Annotated in this window: 13 protein-coding genes and 1 pseudogene; 11 read left to right on the forward strand and 3 right to left on the reverse strand. The window is 70.7% G+C overall.

Annotated elements, in window-relative coordinates; all coding sequences use genetic code 11:
- Positions 1 to 23: 23 nt before the first annotated feature.
- From chrA to LIN44_RS24265, 7 genes are all read left to right on the forward strand, one after another.
- Positions 24 to 1247: a chromate efflux transporter gene (gene chrA / locus LIN44_RS24235; protein ID WP_227314799.1), complete on the forward strand. Its 1224-nt coding sequence runs from the start codon at positions 24 to 26 to the stop codon at positions 1245 to 1247.
- A 227-nt stretch (positions 1248 to 1474) separates the two neighbouring features.
- Positions 1475 to 2140, forward strand: a complete 666-nt coding sequence (locus tag LIN44_RS24240) for a PepSY-associated TM helix domain-containing protein (protein WP_227314800.1) — start codon at positions 1475 to 1477, stop codon at positions 2138 to 2140.
- Between the two features lie 56 nt (positions 2141 to 2196).
- Complete coding sequence (locus LIN44_RS24245; protein WP_227314801.1) at positions 2197 to 2721, forward strand: DUF2271 domain-containing protein; 525 nt, start codon at positions 2197 to 2199, stop codon at positions 2719 to 2721.
- A 24-nt stretch (positions 2722 to 2745) separates the two neighbouring features.
- Positions 2746 to 3585, forward strand: coding sequence for a DUF4198 domain-containing protein (locus tag LIN44_RS24250; protein ID WP_227314802.1), 840 nt, complete (start codon positions 2746 to 2748; stop codon positions 3583 to 3585).
- 14 nt (positions 3586 to 3599) lie between these two features.
- Positions 3600 to 4616 carry an FAD:protein FMN transferase gene (locus LIN44_RS24255; protein ID WP_227314803.1) on the forward strand — a complete coding sequence of 339 codons (1017 nt, stop codon included), beginning with the start codon at positions 3600 to 3602 and terminating at the stop codon, positions 4614 to 4616.
- A gap of 11 nt (positions 4617 to 4627) precedes the next feature.
- On the forward strand, positions 4628 to 6211 hold the full coding sequence (locus tag LIN44_RS24260) for a sulfite reductase flavoprotein subunit alpha (RefSeq protein WP_227316416.1): 1584 nt from the start codon (positions 4628 to 4630) through the stop codon (positions 6209 to 6211).
- A gap of 132 nt (positions 6212 to 6343) precedes the next feature.
- The gene (locus LIN44_RS24265; protein ID WP_227314804.1) at positions 6344 to 8770 is read left to right on the forward strand and encodes a penicillin acylase family protein; all 2427 of its coding nucleotides are present in this window, start codon (positions 6344 to 6346) and stop codon (positions 8768 to 8770) included.
- Positions 8771 to 8955: 185 nt separating this feature from the next.
- Here the strand turns inward: LIN44_RS24265 and LIN44_RS24270 are convergent, their stop codons facing one another.
- On the reverse strand, positions 8956 to 9633 hold the full coding sequence (locus LIN44_RS24270) for a type 1 glutamine amidotransferase domain-containing protein (protein WP_227314805.1): 678 nt from the start codon (positions 9631 to 9633) through the stop codon (positions 8956 to 8958).
- 96 nt (positions 9634 to 9729) lie between these two features.
- Here LIN44_RS24270 and LIN44_RS24275 point away from each other — a divergent pair, with 96 nt between their 5' ends.
- Positions 9730 to 10704: a LysR family transcriptional regulator gene (locus tag LIN44_RS24275; RefSeq protein ID WP_227314806.1), complete on the forward strand. Its 975-nt coding sequence runs from the start codon at positions 9730 to 9732 to the stop codon at positions 10702 to 10704.
- Here LIN44_RS24275 and LIN44_RS24280 read toward each other — a convergent pair.
- Together LIN44_RS24280 and LIN44_RS24285 are read right to left on the reverse strand one after the other, a co-directional pair.
- Positions 10691 to 11383 carry an SDR family NAD(P)-dependent oxidoreductase gene (locus LIN44_RS24280; protein WP_227314807.1) on the reverse strand — a complete coding sequence of 231 codons (693 nt, stop codon included), beginning with the start codon at positions 11381 to 11383 and terminating at the stop codon, positions 10691 to 10693. The genes LIN44_RS24275 and LIN44_RS24280 overlap by 14 nt on opposite strands.
- 185 nt (positions 11384 to 11568) lie before the next feature.
- Positions 11569 to 12525, reverse strand: a pseudogene (locus tag LIN44_RS24285) (LysR family transcriptional regulator).
- Between the two features lie 216 nt (positions 12526 to 12741).
- Here LIN44_RS24285 and LIN44_RS24290 point away from each other — a divergent pair.
- The 3 genes from LIN44_RS24290 to LIN44_RS24300 all read left to right on the forward strand — a co-directional run bounded on the left by LIN44_RS24290 (position 12742) and on the right by LIN44_RS24300 (position 15926).
- Positions 12742 to 13689 (forward strand): hydroxymethylglutaryl-CoA lyase, encoded by a 948-nt coding sequence (locus LIN44_RS24290; protein ID WP_227314808.1) that lies wholly within the window; start codon positions 12742 to 12744, stop codon positions 13687 to 13689.
- Positions 13690 to 13697: 8 nt separating this feature from the next.
- On the forward strand, positions 13698 to 14867 hold the full coding sequence (locus LIN44_RS24295) for a CaiB/BaiF CoA-transferase family protein (protein WP_227314809.1): 1170 nt from the start codon (positions 13698 to 13700) through the stop codon (positions 14865 to 14867).
- Between the two features lie 69 nt (positions 14868 to 14936).
- Positions 14937 to 15926, forward strand: a complete 990-nt coding sequence (locus tag LIN44_RS24300; protein ID WP_227314810.1) for a tripartite tricarboxylate transporter substrate binding protein — start codon at positions 14937 to 14939, stop codon at positions 15924 to 15926.
- The last annotated feature ends 63 nt before the right edge of the window (positions 15927 to 15989 follow it).

A 15989-nucleotide genomic window follows, 5' to 3' on the forward strand; every position in this document is an offset into this window, starting at 1 on the left:
TCCGCTTGCCAGCAAACCGCCCCATGGCCACCTTGCCCAGCCCATCCGACGACACCCGTGGCCATGACGGGCCGCTTGCCGTGTTCCTGATCTTCCTGCGGCTCGGCCTGACCTCGTTCGGCGGTCCGGTGGCCCACCTGGCGTACTTCCGCGAGGAGCTGGTGCGCCGCCGCCGCTGGCTCAGCGAGGCGGCCTATGCCGACGTGGTCGCGCTGTGCCAGTGCCTGCCCGGACCGGCCAGCAGCCAGACCGGCATCGCGCTGGGGCTGGCGCGCGCCGGCTATGGCGGCGCGCTGGCGGCATGGGTGGGCTTTACGCTGCCGTCGGCGCTGCTCATGATCGTGTTCGCGCTGGGGGTGACCCATTACGGCATGGCCGCCGCGCCAGGCGCGTTGCACGGGCTGAAGCTGGTGGCGGTGGCGGTGGTGGCACAGGCCGTATGGGGCATGGCGCGGACGCTGTGCAGCGGGCCGGTGCGCATCGCCATCATGCTGGTGGCCGCCGGCACCATGCTGGCGTGGCCGGGACCGTGGTCGCAGGTGGCCCTGATGGCCGCCGCCGCGGCCGCCGGCATGGCCCTGTTGCGGCCGGCGCTGGGCGGCGCGCACGAACCGCTGCGCCTGCCGGTGACGCATCGCGGCGGCGTGCTGGCGCTGGCGCTGTTCGCCGCGCTGCTGGCCGGCCTGCCGCTGCTGGCGCAGTGGGCCGCCGATCCGGCCGTGCGCGTGTTCGACGCCTTTTACCGCGCCGGCGCACTGGTCTTTGGCGGCGGGCACGTGGTGCTGCCGCTGCTGGATGCGGCCGTGGTGACGCCCGGCTGGGTCGGCAAGGAAACCTTCCTGGCCGGCTACGGCGCGGCGCAGGCCATGCCCGGGCCGCTGTTCTCCTTTGCCGCCTTCCTCGGCGCCGCCATGCAGCGTCCGCCCACCGGCATTGCCGGCGGCCTGTTGTGCACGCTGGCGATCTTCCTGCCCGGCGCGCTGCTGGTGCTGGGCGCGCTGCCGTTCTGGGAAAGCCTGCGCCGCAACCGGCGCGCACAGGCGGCGCTGGCCGGCATCAATGCCGGCGTGGTCGGGCTGCTGCTGGCGGCGCTGTGGCATCCGGTCTGGACCAGCGCGGTGCAGGGTCCGCTGGACATCGTGCTGGTGGCACTGGCGCTGGTGGCGCTGATGCGGTGGAAGCTGCCGCCGTGGCTGGTGGTGGTGGCCAGCGGCGTGGCGGGGTGGGTAGTCACTGCCGCCCTGTGAGGCGGGGGACAGAGGCCGGCTTGACGTTGTAATGCGCTGTAATCCGGCCGCACCCACACCCGTTTGCACTTTCAAATGCGAACGATTATCCTTCTCTCTTCCGCGCGTTCGTGTGCCTGTCATGGCACACCCATGACGCCACGTGAGGTCCCAGGGACGCTCACGCTACCCGTACGCAGGCAATACCGGGCGCGGCCCGACCAGGCCGGGCCTGCCCATTCACCGCAATGACCGACACCCAGCCGGCCGCCGGCCAGCAGCGCCGTGCCTTCTGGCTCAAGCATCTCCATCAGTGGCACTGGATCAGTTCCGCGATCTGCCTGGTCGGGATGCTGCTGTTCGCGGTCACCGGCTTCACCCTGAACCACGCCGGCCAGATCGAGGCCCGGCCCGCGGTGCAGACCCGGCACGCCACGCTGCCCGCGCGCGTGCTCGACAAGGTCCGGGCCGCGGCCCCCGCCGGTGCTGCCGGTGCGGCCCGCGCGAGCGAGACCAGGGCGCCGGTGCCGGCGGTGCTGGCCGACTGGCTGGCGCAGGCGCTGGATATCGATGCCAGCGGGCGCGAGGCCGAATGGTCCGCCGACGAGATCTACGTGGCGCTGCCGCGCCCGGGTGGCGATGCCTGGGTCAGCATCGCGCTCGACAGCGGCGAAGCGCAGTACGAGAACACCTCGCGCGGTGCCATCTCGTACCTGAACGACCTGCACAAGGGGCGCCACACCGGCGCGGCGTGGAGCCTGTTCCTGGACGCATTCGCGCTGGCCTGCTTGGTGTTCTGCGTGACCGGCCTGTTCCTGCTCAAGCTGCATGCTGGCGGGCGCGTGGCGACCTGGCCGCTGGTGGGGCTCGGGCTGGTGGTGCCGGTGCTGCTGGCGATCCTGTTTATCCACTGATCGGTCGCGCTCGATCCGATCTTCTTCCTGCATCTCACTGACGAGGTTTCTCCGATATGCGCCGACTGCTCTCCGTCTCCCTGACCGGCATCGCCGCCGTGCCGCTGGCCGGCCCCGCGCTGGCCGCGGACCTGAACGTCAAGGTCGACATCCCGCGCCTGAGCGTGGCCGAATACCACCGGCCCTATGTGGCGATGTGGGTCGAGCGTGCCGACCAGAGCCCGGTGCAGACCCTGGCGGTCTGGTACGACGGCAAGCTCAAGGACGGCGAGGGCACCAAGTGGCTCAAGGACATGCGCCAGTGGTGGCGCAAGGCCGGCCGCGACCTGCACATGCCGGCCGATGGCATCTCCGGCGCCACGCGCGCGCCGGGCGAGCACAGCGTGAGCTTCAGCGATGGCAAGGCCCCGCTGGGCAAGCTGCCCGCCGGCAACTACCAGCTGGTGGTGGAGGCCGCGCGCGAAGTGGGCGGGCGCGAGCTGGTGCGCGTGCCGTTCACGTGGCCGCCGCAATCCGCACAGAGCGCCCGCGCCAAGGGCGAACACGAACTCGGCGGCGTCACCGTCGACCTGAAGCCTTAACTCGTCCCGTCCCGGAGCCCGACCATGAAACCTTCCCTGATGTCCGCCGCTTCTTCCCGCCTGGCGGTGCGCGCCGCCGTCCTGGCCCTCGCCGCGCTCGCGCCGCTGGCCGCCCACGCGCACCGCCAGTGGCTGCTGCCGTCGGCCACCGTGCTGTCCGGCAGCGACCCGTGGGTGACCGTGGACGCCGCGGTCTCGAACGACCTGTTCTACTTCGAGCACGTGCCGATGCGGCTCGACAACCTGCAGGTGACCGCCCCCGACGGCAGCGCGGTCAAGGCCGAGAACGCGGCCACCGGCAAGTACCGCAGCACCTTCGACCTGCACCTGACCCAGCCGGGCACCTATCGCGTGGCGGTGGTCAACAACGGCCTGTTCGCCAGCTACAAGGTCGACGGGCAGGCCAAGCGCTGGCGCGGCAGCGCCGAGAACTTCGCCAGGGAAGTCCCGGCCAACGCGCAGGACCTGCAGGTCACGCAGGCCGAGGGCCGCATCGAATCCTTCGTCACCGCCGGCAAGCCCAGCGACAAGGGCCTGCGCCCCGTCGGCCGCGGCCTCGAGCTGGCGCCGATCACGCATCCGAACGACCTGGTCGCCGGCGACACCGCCAGCTTCCGCCTGCTGCTCGACGGCAAGCCCGCCAGCAACCTGAAGGTCGCCGTGGTGCCGGGCGGCATCCGCTACCGCGACCAGCTGCAGGAGTTCAGCGCCACCACCGACGCCGACGGCAAGTTCAGCGTCAAGTGGCCGGCCCCCGGCATGTACTGGATGGAAGCCGAAGTGAAGGACGACAAGACCACCTTCAAGCAGGCCAAGTCGCGCCGCGCCGTCTATGCGGTGACGGTGGAAGTGCTGCCGCAATAAGCCGGTTAAGCCGGATGCCGGACTTGAACCGCGTCCTGGTTCCCGTGGCGCTGTCCGCGCCGCCGCTGCCGCCGGCGCCCGAGGCGCGCTTGCAGCGCTGGGGCGGACAGACCATGGGCACCAGCTGGACGGTGGCCGCGCTGTTGCCGCCGGGCGCGGACGGCCATGCCATCGCCGCCGGCATCCAGTCGGTGCTCGCGCGCGTGATTTCGCAGATGAGCAACTGGGAGGCGGATTCGGACCTGAGCCGCTTCAACCGCGCGCCGCCGGGCACCTGGCACGCCTTGCCGGCAGACTGCTTCGCGGTGCTGCGGACCGCATTGCAAGTCGCACGCGACAGCGGCGGCGCCTATGACCCCAGTGCCGGTCCGCTGGTCGACCTGTGGGGCTTCGGTCCCGCCCCCGCGCGCCGCGCACCGCCGTCGCCTGACGAAGTCCAGGCCGCGCGCGGCCGTTGCGGCTGGGCCCGCGTCGAAGTCGATGCCGCGGGCCAGCGCGCCCGCCAGCCGGGCGGCGTGGCGCTGGATTTCTGCGCCATCGCCAAGGGCTTCGCCGTCGACGCGGTGGCGCGCTACCTGTGCGAACAGGGGCTGGACCACCATCTGACCGAGATCGGCGGCGAACTGCGCGGCCATGGCGTCAAGCCCGACGGTATGCCGTGGTGGGTCGCGCTGGAGGCGCCGCCGGGGCCGGGCAGCGATGGCGCGCAGCAAACGCTGGTCGCGCTGCACGGGCTGTCCGTGGCCACCTCCGGCGACTACCGGCGCTACTTCGACAGCGATGGCCGCCGCTATGCCCATACCATCGATCCGCGCACCGGCTATCCGGCCAGCCACGCGCTGGCCTCGGTCACGGTGATCCATCCGCAGTGCATGCTGGCCGATGCGCTGTCCACCGCGCTGACCGTGCTGGGCCCCGACGCCGGCATGGCGCACGCGCGCCGCCACGGCATTGCCGCGCGCTTCCTGGTGCGCAGCGCGGACGGCTTTCTCGAACATCTTTCGCCGGCCTTTGCCGCGATGCTGGCATGAGCCGCCGCGCCATGCCGTCCGCCATCGCCGGTGCCGGCTGGCTTGCCGTGGCCGGCGGCTTGACGTTGTCCGTGCTGGGGCCGTCGCGCCTGGCCATGGCCGCCGGGGTGGTCGCCGCGTACGCGGGGTTCTGCGGCGCGGTGGTGGCCCACTATCGCCAACGGCGCGCCAGGGTGGCGGCGCTGGCCGGCACGGGCGACGGCGCGACGCTGGTGGTCTATGCCAGCCAGACCGGGTTTGCCGAGCAGCTCGCGCTGCAGACTGCCAGCGCGCTGCAGGGCGCGGGCATGCCGGTGCAGCTGCTGTCGCTGGCCGATCTGGATGGCCGGCGCCTGCGGGCATGCCGCCAGGCCTTGTTCGTGGTCAGCACCACCGGCGAGGGCGACGCCCCGGACAGCGCGTCGGGCTTCGCGCGCCGCCTGCTGGCGGGCGCCGATGGCCTGCACGCGCTGCGCTACGGCATCCTCGCGCTCGGCGACAGCAGCTACGCGCGCTTCTGCGCCTTCGGCCACGCGCTGGAGGCGTGGCTGCGGCGCCATCGCGCCCAGCCTCTGTTCGACCTGATCGAAGTCGACAACGGCGACGCCGGTGCGCTGCGCCACTGGCAGAACCACCTGTCGGCGCTGAGCGGCGGCGCCGAGATCGCCGACTGGGAGCGCCCGCGCTATGACGACTGGCGGCTGGCGCAGCGCCGCCACCTGAATCCCGGCAGCCAGGGCGCGCCCGCCTTCCATCTGGTCCTGGCGCCACCGGACGGCGCGGCCCTGGACTGGCAGGCCGGCGACATTGCCGAGGTCGGCCCCTGCCACGCGCCGGCCGAGGTCGAGCGGCTGCTGGCGCGGCTTGACCTGGATGGCGCCACCCCGGTGCGCTGCGATGGCGCCGACACCACCCTGGCCGCGGCCATGGCCACGCGCATGCCGCTGCCCGCGCCGCACTTTGCCGCGATGCAGGGCCTGGCGCCGCAGCAACTGGTGGATGCGCTGGCGCCGCTGCCGCACCGCGAGTATTCGATCGCCTCGCTGCCGCGCGACGGCCGGCTCGAGCTGCTGGTGCGCCAGACCCGCCATGACGACGGCCGCCTCGGCCTGGCTTCGGGCTGGCTGACCGAGCACGCTCCGGTGGGCAGCCGCATCGCGCTGCGCATCCGCACCAATCGCAGTTTCCATCCGCCGGCCGGCGACCGGCCGCTGATCCTAATCGGCAACGGCACCGGGCTGGCCGGGCTGCGGGCCCAGCTCAAGGCCCGCGCCGCGGCCGGGCGGCGCCGCAACTGGCTGCTGTTCGGCGAGCGCTCGGCTCGGCATGACGCCTTCTTTGCCGAGGAACTGGCCGGCTGGCTCGCGGAAGGCACGCTGGCGCGGGTGGACCACGCCTGGTCGCGCGACGGTGGCGCGCCGCGCTATGTGCAGGACGCCCTGCGCATGCAGGCGGATGCGGTGCGGCAATGGGTCGCCGACGGCGCCGCCATCTACGTCTGCGGCAGCCTGCAGGGCATGGCCGGCGGCGTCCATGAGGCGCTGGCCGAAATCCTGGGCGAGGACGCCCTGCGCCGCCTCGCCGACGACGGCCGCTACCGGCGCGACGTCTACTAGCATCCGGCCGCTGGTGCCGCTGGCCACGCGGCGTGCGGAGATCGGCCGCGGCGCTCGCGCGCCGGCCGGCCATGCACTATCTTCGGTGTGAACTGCAAGACATCTGCAGCCATCACAACACGAGGAGACCCGATGTTACGCACCCCCCGCCGCCTGGCCGCTGCGCTGGCCCTGCTCGCCACCACTATCCCCGCGGCCATGGCCGAAGCGCCTGCCCGGCAGCAGACCTTCGCCGTACCCGGCCTCGAAAAGCCCGCCAGCGTGCTGGTCGACCGCTGGGGCGTGCCGCATATCTATGCCGGCACGCTCTACGACGCCTTCTATGCGCAGGGCTTCATGGCCGCGCGCGACCGCCTGTGGCAGATCGACCTGTGGCGCAAGCGCGGCCTCGGCGAGATGGCCAAAGACTTTGGTCCGGCCTACGCCGATGGCGACCGCATGGCGCGCGCGGTGCTGTTCCGCGGCGACATGTACCGCGAATGGCTGGCCTACGGCAGCGACGCCAAGCGCGTGGCCGAGGCCTTTGTCGCGGGGGTGAACGCCTACGTGGCGCTGACCGAGCAGAAGCCGGAGCTGCTGCCGCCGGAGTTCCGCAAGCTCAACTACAAGCCGGCACGCTGGCGCGCGGAAGATATCGTGCGCATCCGCCATCACGGCCTGACGCTGAATTTCACCGGCGAGATCGACCGCGCCCGCCTCTACTGCGAGGCCAAGGAGCAGGCGGCGCGCGCCGACTGGCTGCGCCGCGAGCTCGATCCGCAGATCGAACCGCGGCTCAACCCCGGCCTCGACCCCTGCACCGTGCCCGCGGCCGAACTGCGCCGCGCCTACGAACTGGCCACCGCCGCCGCGCGCTTCCCCAAGGAAGCCTGGGGCGACGCGAAGGCCGCCGGCATCCCGCTCGACCAGCTCTACGCCGTGGTCGATGCCAACAGCGATACCGGCCGCAGCCTGGGCTCGAACAACTGGGTCATCGGCGGCAAGCGCACCACCACCGGCCGCCCGATCCTGGCCAACGACCCGCACCGCTCGCACGGCGCGCCCAGCCTGCGCTACATCAGCCACCTGAACGCACCGGGGATGTCGGTGATCGGCGCCGGCGAGCCGTTCCTGCCGGGCATCTCGATCGGGCACAACGGCACCATCGCCTTTGGCCTGACGCGCTTCTACATGGACCAGGAAGACCTGTACGGCTACGAGCTGAACCCGGCCAACCCGCGCGAGTACAAATACAAGGGCCGCTGGGAGCCGATCGAGACCATCACCGAAGATATCGTGGTGAAGGGCGAGCCCGCGCCGCGCAAGGTCACGCTGGACTTCACCCGCCACGGCCCGGTGCTGGTGTCCGGGTCCGGGCATGCATGGGCGCTGCGCGCTGCGTGGCTGGACAACGGCATGGCGCCGTATTTCGGGTCGATGGACTACATGCGCGCGCGCAACTGGGACCAGTTCCGCGCCGCCATGAACCGCTGGGGCGCGCCGGGCGAGAACCAGGTCTATGCCGATACCGCCGGCAATATCGGCTGGATCCCGGGCGGGCTGACCGTCAAGCGTCCCAACTGGGACGGCCTGACACCGGTGGCCGGCGACGGCCGCTATGAATGGGCCGGCTACCGCAACATGGACGAACTGCCGTGGGCCTACAACCCCGCGCCGGGCTATATCGTCACCGCCAACGAAAACAACATCCCGCCCGAGCACCCGGCCGCGAAGCTGGGCGTGGGCTACGAATGGAGCGACAGTTCGCGCGCGCGCCGGCTGAAGGCGGTGGTCGGCGCCAATCCGCGCAGCTCGGTGCAGGATTCGATGGCGTGGCAGAACGACACCGTGTCGCTGCCGGCGCAGCGCGTGGTGGCGCTGTTGCAGGACGTGCGCAGCGACGACGCGCAACTGGCGCGCGGGCTCGAGCTGCTGCGTGGCTGGAACGGCAACGAACGCGCCGACAGCGCGGCCGCGGCGCTGTTCGAGGTCTGGTTCAGCAAGCACCTGCGCCAGGCCGTGGTGCGCGCCGCGCTGCCGCCCGAAGCCGCGCGCCTGGTCGGTGCGGGCGATGCCGCGCGCGTGGTCGCGGTGCTGGAGCAGCCCGGGCCGTGGATGCCGCTGGAACGCCGCAACGCGGTGATGCTCGAATCGCTGAAGGCCGCCATGGCCGAGGTCGAAGCCAAACTCGGCCCGGACCCGCGCGGCTGGCAATGGGGCAAGCTCCACACCGCCGTGTTCACGCATCCGCTGGACCCGATCCTGAGCGATGCCGAACGCCAGCAGTTCAACGTCAACGCCGGCCCGATCGGCGGCTCGGCCTTCACGCCGATGAACACCAGCTACCGCAACAACGATTTCCGGCTGACCGCCGGCGCGTCGTTCCGCATGGTGCTGGATGTCGGCAACTGGGACGCCTCGCGCGTGATCAACACGCCGGGGCAGTCAGGCAACCCCGCCAGCGCGCACTACCGCGACCTGGCGCCGTTGTGGGCCAAGGGCGAGTATTTCCCGCTGGTCTATACGCGCAAGGCGGTGGAGAGGGCGAGCCGGGAGAGGGTGGAGCTGGTGCCGCAGTAATTCTCTAGCTTCCCAAATCCCGCTTGTGTACTCCCTCTCCCGCTTGCGGGAGAGGGTCGGGGTGAGGGCGGGAGCCACCACGAAGTGACGCGCGTCGCTATTGCCACCGCCCGCCCTCACCCCCGGCCCCTCTCCCGCTCGCGGGAGAGGGGAGCAAACCAGCAGCGGGCTGAACGCCGTAGCCCTTACTTCAACAACCCCAACACCGCCTCGGCGCCCGCCTCCGACGACGCCGGGTTCTGCCCCGTCACCAGCCGCCCCGCCACCGCTACGTGGCTGGTCCAGTCGTCGCCGCGCGTAAACCGCCCGCCGTTGGCCTTGAGCACATCCTCCACCAGGAACGGCACCACCTCGGTCAACTGCACCGCGGCTTCCTCGCTGTTGGTAAAGCCCGTGACTTCCTTGCCCTGCACCAGCGGCTGGCCATCCGCGCCCTTCACGTGCCGCAGCACCCCGGGCGCATGGCAGACCGCGCCCACCGGCTTGCCGAGCCGGTCGAACTGCTCGATCAACGCGATCGAACGCTTGTCTTCGGCCAGGTCCCACAACGGACCATGGCCGCCGGGATAAAACACGGCGTCGAAGTCCTCGGCCTTCACCTGGTCCAGCGTCAGCGTGCTGCCCAGCGCCTGCTGCGCGGCACTATCGCTGCGAAAGCGCCGTGTCGCATCGGTCTGCGCATCCGGGTCGTCGCTCTTGGGGTCGATCGGCGGCTGGCCGCCCTTGGGCGAGGCCAGCGTGATGTCGGCGCCGGCGTCCTTGAAGACGTAGTACGGGGCGGCGAATTCCTCCAGCCAGAAGCCGGTCTTCTTGCCGGTATTGCCGAGCTGGTCGTGCGAGGTCAGCACCATCAGGATTTTCATGTGGGTTCTCCGGTTTGCATCCACGGTGGGCCGGGCAGCCCCGGCATTGGCAACATCCTACGCAGCTGGCTATGATTCGAAAACCTCGAATCTTCGATGTCTGCCATCCAAAAAATGAATATCGCCGGCAAGGACCTGAACCTGCTCTATGTCTTCCATGTGCTCTACCAGGAAGGCAACGCCTCACGCGCGGCGGCGCGCATGGCGCTGAGCCAGCCGGCGCTCAGCCACAAGCTCAACCGCCTGCGCGACGAGCTGGGCGACCCGCTGTTCGTGCGCGCGCCGCGCGGCCTGACGCCGACGCCACGCGCGCATGCGCTGGCGCCGCAGGTGCAGCGGCTGGTGGCGGAGCTGGATGCGTTCTACGACGCCTGCGACGGCCGCGATTTCCTCGCGCGCAGCGAGGCCGTGCACATCTACACCACCGACTACATGGAGCAACTGCTGCTGCCGGCGCTGTTGCCGCGGCTGCGCCGCGATGCGCCCGGCGTGGTGCTGGTCACGCACAATACGCGCGGCGAGCTGCCGCGCGAGGAGCTGGAGAAGGGCACCTGCGACCTGGCGATCGCGGGCTTTTACGAGAACCTGCCCGACACCTTCCACCAGCAGCGGCTGGGCAGCGAGGATTTCGTGGTGCTGGCCTCGCGCACCAACCGGCGCGTCGCTCAGGGGCTGGACCTGGACGCGTTCCTGGCGTGCGAGCATCTGCTGACCACGCTGACCGGCGACCTCAACGGCGTGGTGGATCGCGCGCTGGCACGGCTGGGGCATCGGCGCACGGTGGTGGCGGGTTTGTCGAGCTTCCTCGCGCCGAGCCGGCTGGTGCGCGGCTCGGCGCTGCTGCTGACCTGCCTGCGCTCGGTCGCGCAGGAAGCGGTGGCGCGTGATCCGGACCTGGTGATGCTGCCGGTGCCGTTCGCGCTGCCCCAGGTCGACATGATGCAGATCTGGCACGCGCGCACCGATGCCGACCGGCTGCGGCGCTGGCTGCGCCAGCAGATCCAGGAAGTGGCCGGCGCCATCGGCGTGGCCGCGCCCGCCGCGCAGCGGCCGCGCGTCAGGCGCGGTTGACCACCGGCAGCAGCGCGCCGTGCACGGCGCGCGCGGCATCCGATGCCAGGAACACGATCACGTCGGCCAGTGCATCCAGGGCGACCCAGCGCGAGCTGTCGGCATCGGGCATGGCCTGGCGGTTCTCGGGCGTGTCGAGGATGCTGGGCAGCACCGCGTTGACGCGGATGCCCTGGTCGCGCAGCTCGGCCGACATCGATTCGGTGACCCGCGCCAGCGCGTCCTTCGAGGCGCAGTAGGCACCCATCTGCGCCAGTCCGCGCGCGGCCGAATTGGCGCCGACGTTGACGATGGCGCCGCCGCCCGCGGCCAGCATGTGCGGCACCACCGCGCGCGCCATGTTCAGCACCGTGCCGACGTTCATGTCGAACAGCCGGTTCCAGTCGGCCGCGCTGGTCTCGTGGATGCCCGTGCCCATGGCGAAGCCGCCGGCCAGGTTGCACACCACGTCGATGCGCCCGCACGCCTGCACGGCCCCGCCGATGGCCTGGCCCAGGCTGTCCGCATCGAGCAGGTCGGCCTGCAGCGCCAGGTGGCCGCTGCCGGCCTCGGGCAACGGTGCGGCATGGCGGTCCAGCAGCACCACGCGCGCGCCTGCCTGGGCGAAGGCATGCGCGACCGCGCGTCCGAGGTTGCCGCTGGCGCCGGTGACCAGTACGTTCTTGCCGTGGAAGTTCATTTGCGTGCTCCTGCGCCGTGGCGGCGCGCGTTGTCGTGATCAGGCTTCGCCCGGCGCTTTGTTCTTTTGAACCTTCGTGGCCGTCAGCGAAAAACGCAAGCCAGTCTACGCAACCGCACGCAACATAAGCTTGCGAAAATGCCCCGGGGTAACCCTCGAAACGCACAGGAAGTTGCGCGCCGGCGTTACCGTCGGCGCCGTGCCGGCGCCTGCGCGGGGCCAACGCCGGAAGCGGCCGCTTCGCTCGCCCCAGCTTCCTCGAGGAACTGCACCAGCAACTGCGCCGCGGGCGACAGCAGCGAGAAGTCGCGGCAGCAGATGGCAAAGCGCCGCCGCGCCCAGTCATTGCGCAGCGGGATCACGCGCAGGCCGAAGGCCGTGGCAATCAGCGTGGCGATCTCGGCCGGGATGATGACGATGCCGAGTTCCGCGCGCACGCAGCGCAGCGCGGCGTCGAAGGTCGACACCACGGCGCGGTGCGCAATGCGGCGCCCCTGGATCGCGGCGTAGCGCGCCAGCATGATCTGCACCGCGGTCTGCGCCGGCATCGCGATCTGGTCGTACTCCAGCGTGTCTTCGAACCGGCAGCTCTCCGCGCGCGCCAGCGGGTGCCCGGGATAGACCACGGCGGCGAGGTGGTCGGCGCGGTAGGGGCGGGTCTGGAAGCCCTCCAGGTCTGCCGCGTCTCAGCAGATGCCCAGCGGCGCGGTGCCGTCGCGCAGCGCGCTGACCACCTCGCTGCTCAGGCTTTCTTCGATGGTCACGCGCACGTCGCGGTGCTCGGGCCGTTGCATGAAGGCGGCGATGTCGTCCGGCAGCGATTCCGCCATGGTCGACACCGTGGCCAGCAGGCGCACCTGCCCGCGCACGCCGGAACCATAGTCGGCCATGTCGCGCGCGACGCGATCGGCGGCGGCGAGCATGGCGCGCGCATGCGCCAGCACGATCTCGCCGGCGGGCGTGGGGATCACGCCGCGGCGGCGGCGTTCCAGCAGCGTGGCGCCGACGGTTTCCTCCAGCTGCGCCAGGCGCTTGCTGATGGCGGAAGCGACGATGTGTTCCTGCTCGCCGGCGCGCGCCATGTTGCGGGTTTCGCAGACGGCGACGAACAGGCGCAGCGTGGTGAGGTCGAGGTCTCGCATGGCGGGGGCGCAATGTTTCCGGCTTGGAATGCTACGCCGCTTGCCCGCGTCACGGCATCGCATCCGGGAAATCCCGTAGCGCAGGTGAGATTGTCATCCTGGCTTTCCGATCCGGCATGCCTGGCTGCGTAAACCATCGCTTCAGCTTGCCCGCAGAAACTCATAGAGTTGTTCCGTCGCCCCGCCGAGGGACGCCTTTTCCAGTCCCCGAGAACCATGACCCATTCCCTCCCCAGCCACGCCGTGATCCGCGAAGTCGGTCTGCGCGATGGCCTGCAAAGCGTCCGCACCATCCTGCCTACCGCCAGCAAGCTGGCGTGGATCCGTGGCGCCTACGCCGCCGGACTGCGCGAACTGGAAGTCGGTTCGTTCGTCCCCGCGCGGCTGTTGCCGCAACTGGCCGATACCGCCGAACTGGTCGCGTTCGCGCGCACGCTGCCGGGCTTGTTCACTTCGGTGCTGGTGCCCAATTTGCGCGGCGCGCAGGACGCACTCGACAGCGGCGCCGACCTGCTGATCGTGCCGCTGTCGGCCAGCCATGCGCACAGCCTCGCCAACCTGCGCAAGACGCCCGATGAAGTCGTTGCCGAAGTGGCGCGCATCCGCGCCGCGCGCGATGCCAGCGGCGCCAGGACGCTGATCGAAGGCGGCGTCGGCACCGCGTTCGGCTGCACGCTGCAGGGTCATGTCGATGCGGAGGAAGTGCTGCGGCTGATGCAGGCGCTGCTCGATGCCGGTGCCGATCGCGTCAGCCTGGCCGACACCGTCGGCTATGCCGATCCGCGCATGGTGCGCGAGCTGTTCGCGCGCGCCGTGGCGATCGCCGGCGATCGGTTCTGGTGCGGCCATTTCCATGACACGCGCGGACTCGGGCTGGCCAATGTCTATGCCGCGCTCGAAGCCGGCGTGACGCGCTTCGACGCCTGCCTGGCCGGCATCGGCGGCTGCCCGCATGCGCCCGGCGCCAGCGGCAATGTCGCCACCGAAGACCTCGCGTACATGCTGGCCAGCATGGGGATCGATACCGGCATCGATATCGCCCGCCTGCTGGCGCTGCGTGCGGACGTGGCCGGCTGGCTGCGCGACGAAACCCTGCACGGCACGCTGTGGCGCGCCGGCCTGCCCAAGACTTTCGCGGCCCAGCCGGCCGCGGCCACCGTCTGAGAACCAACATGCCCCAAGACAGCAACAGCACCAGCACCAACAATCCCCTGCCGCTCGCGGGCGTGCGCGTGGTCGAATTCACGCACATGGTGATGGGCCCCACCTGCGGCATGATCCTGGCCGACCTCGGCGCCGAAGTCATCAAGGTCGAGCCGCCCGGCGGCGACAAGACGCGCAAGCTGCCAGGCCTGGGCATCGGCTTCTTCCGCACCTTCAACCGCAACAAGAAGAGCGTGGTGCTCGACATCACCACCGACGAAGGCCGCGCCGCCGCCGCCGAACTGGCAGGTCAGAGCGACATCCTGCTGGAGAACTTCCGCCCCGGCCTGATGCAGAAGCTGGGGCTCGACTACGCTACGTTGTCGCGCGACTACCCGCACCTGATCTACGTGTCGCACAAGGGCTTCCTGCCCGGCCCGTACGAGCACCGGCTGGCGCTGGACGAAGTGGTGCAGATGATGGGCGGCCTGTCCTACATGACCGGTCCCAGCGGCCGGCCGCTGCGCGCCGGCACCTCGGTCAACGACATCATGGGCGGCATGTTCGGCGCGATCGGCGTGCTGGCCGCGCTGCGCGAGCGCGACCGCACCGGCCGCGGCCAGGAAATCCAGAGCGCGCTGTTCGAGAACTGCGTGTTCCTGGCGTCGCAGCACATGCAGCAATACGCCATGACCGGCGAGCCGCCGCCGCCGATGCCGTCGCGCGTGTCGGCGTGGAGCGTGTATGACGTGTTCACGCTGGCGCAGGACGAGCAACTGTTTATCGGCGCGGTCAGCGACAAGCAGTTCGTCACGCTGTGCCACGTGCTGCAGCATCCGGAACTGATCGACAAGTCGGAATACGCCAGCAACACCTCGCGCGTCGCGGTGCGGCCGCAACTGCTGGAAGAGCTCGGCGCGATCCTGCGCCACCATCGCGCTGCCGAACTCGCGCCCAAGCTTGAAGCCGCCGGCATTCCCTATGCGCCGATCGTGCGTCCGGACCAGCTGCTCGACGATCCGCACCTGCTTGCCAGCGGCGGCCTGGTGCCGATGCAGGCCGACGACGGCTCGACCACGCCCACCGTGCTGTTGCCGCTGCTGATGGGCGGCCGCCGCCCCGGCGTGCGCAGCCCGCTGCCACGGGCCGGCGAGCATAACGAAGAAATCCTGGCGCGGCTCGGCAAGGGCCGGGGCTGAAGCACTGACGGGCAAGCCGCGCCACAGCGGCACCGACCACGCCCTACGATAACGATACGGAGACAACCCATGCAACGTCGCATCCTGCTCAAGTCCGCGCTGGCACTTTCCGCCACGCTCGCCGCAACCCTTGCCGTCCCCGGCTTCGACGCGCTCGCGCAGGGCGGATCGGGCAAGCCCGTGCGCCTGATCCTGCCGATCAGCGCCGGCTCCGGCGTCGACACCATCGCGCGCGCCGCGGGCCCGGCGCTCGGCAAGGCCTTCGGCCAGCCGGTGGTGATCGAGAACCTGCCTGGCGCCGGCGGTATCACCGGCGCCGCCGCGGTGGTCAAGGCGCAGCCGGACGGCAGCACGCTGGGGCTGGTGTCGAACAACCACGTGATCAACCCCAGCGTGTTCCGCGCCATGCCGTTCGACGCGATCAAGGACATTACCCCGATCAGCGTGATCGGCACCACGCCGCTGGTGCTGGTGGTCAACCCCAAGGTGCCGGCGAAGAACGTGAAGGAGCTGGTGGCGCTGCTCAAGGCGAAGCCCGATGGCTACAACTATGCGTCGTCCGGCAACGGCACCATCATCCATCTTGCCGGCGAGATGTTTCTGGACGAGGCCGGCGTGACGGCGCGCCATGTGCCGTACAAGGGCACCGGCCCGATGGTCAACGACCTGGTCGCCGGGCAGGTCGAAATGGGCGTGGTCGCGCTCAACGCGGTGGCGCCGCACCTGAAGGCGGGCACGCTGCGCGCGATCGGCCTGTGCGGCGACAAGCGCACCGACGCCGCGCCGGACATTGCCACCATCGCGGAACAAGGCTTGCCGCGCTACAACGTGGCGGGCTGGTTCGCCGTCATCGGGCCGGCCGGCATGCCGGCGGCGGAAGTCAAACGCGCGCACGATGCCTTTGCCAAAGCGTTCAAGTCGCCCGAAGTGCTGGAAGCGATGAAGAAGCAGGGCACGGTGATCGAGCCCGGCACGCCCGAGGCTGCCGCCGCGTTCTTCCGCAGCGAAGCCGCGCGCTACGCCGCGCTGGTGAAGAAGGCCAACGTCAAGGTCGAATAAGCCAACTGAACGGCATCAGGCCGCCGCTCGCGATCGCCGCGCGCGCAAGCCGCGCCGGCAAGC

The organism is Cupriavidus sp. MP-37, from assembly GCF_020618415.1.
Lineage (GTDB): Bacteria > Pseudomonadota > Gammaproteobacteria > Burkholderiales > Burkholderiaceae > Cupriavidus.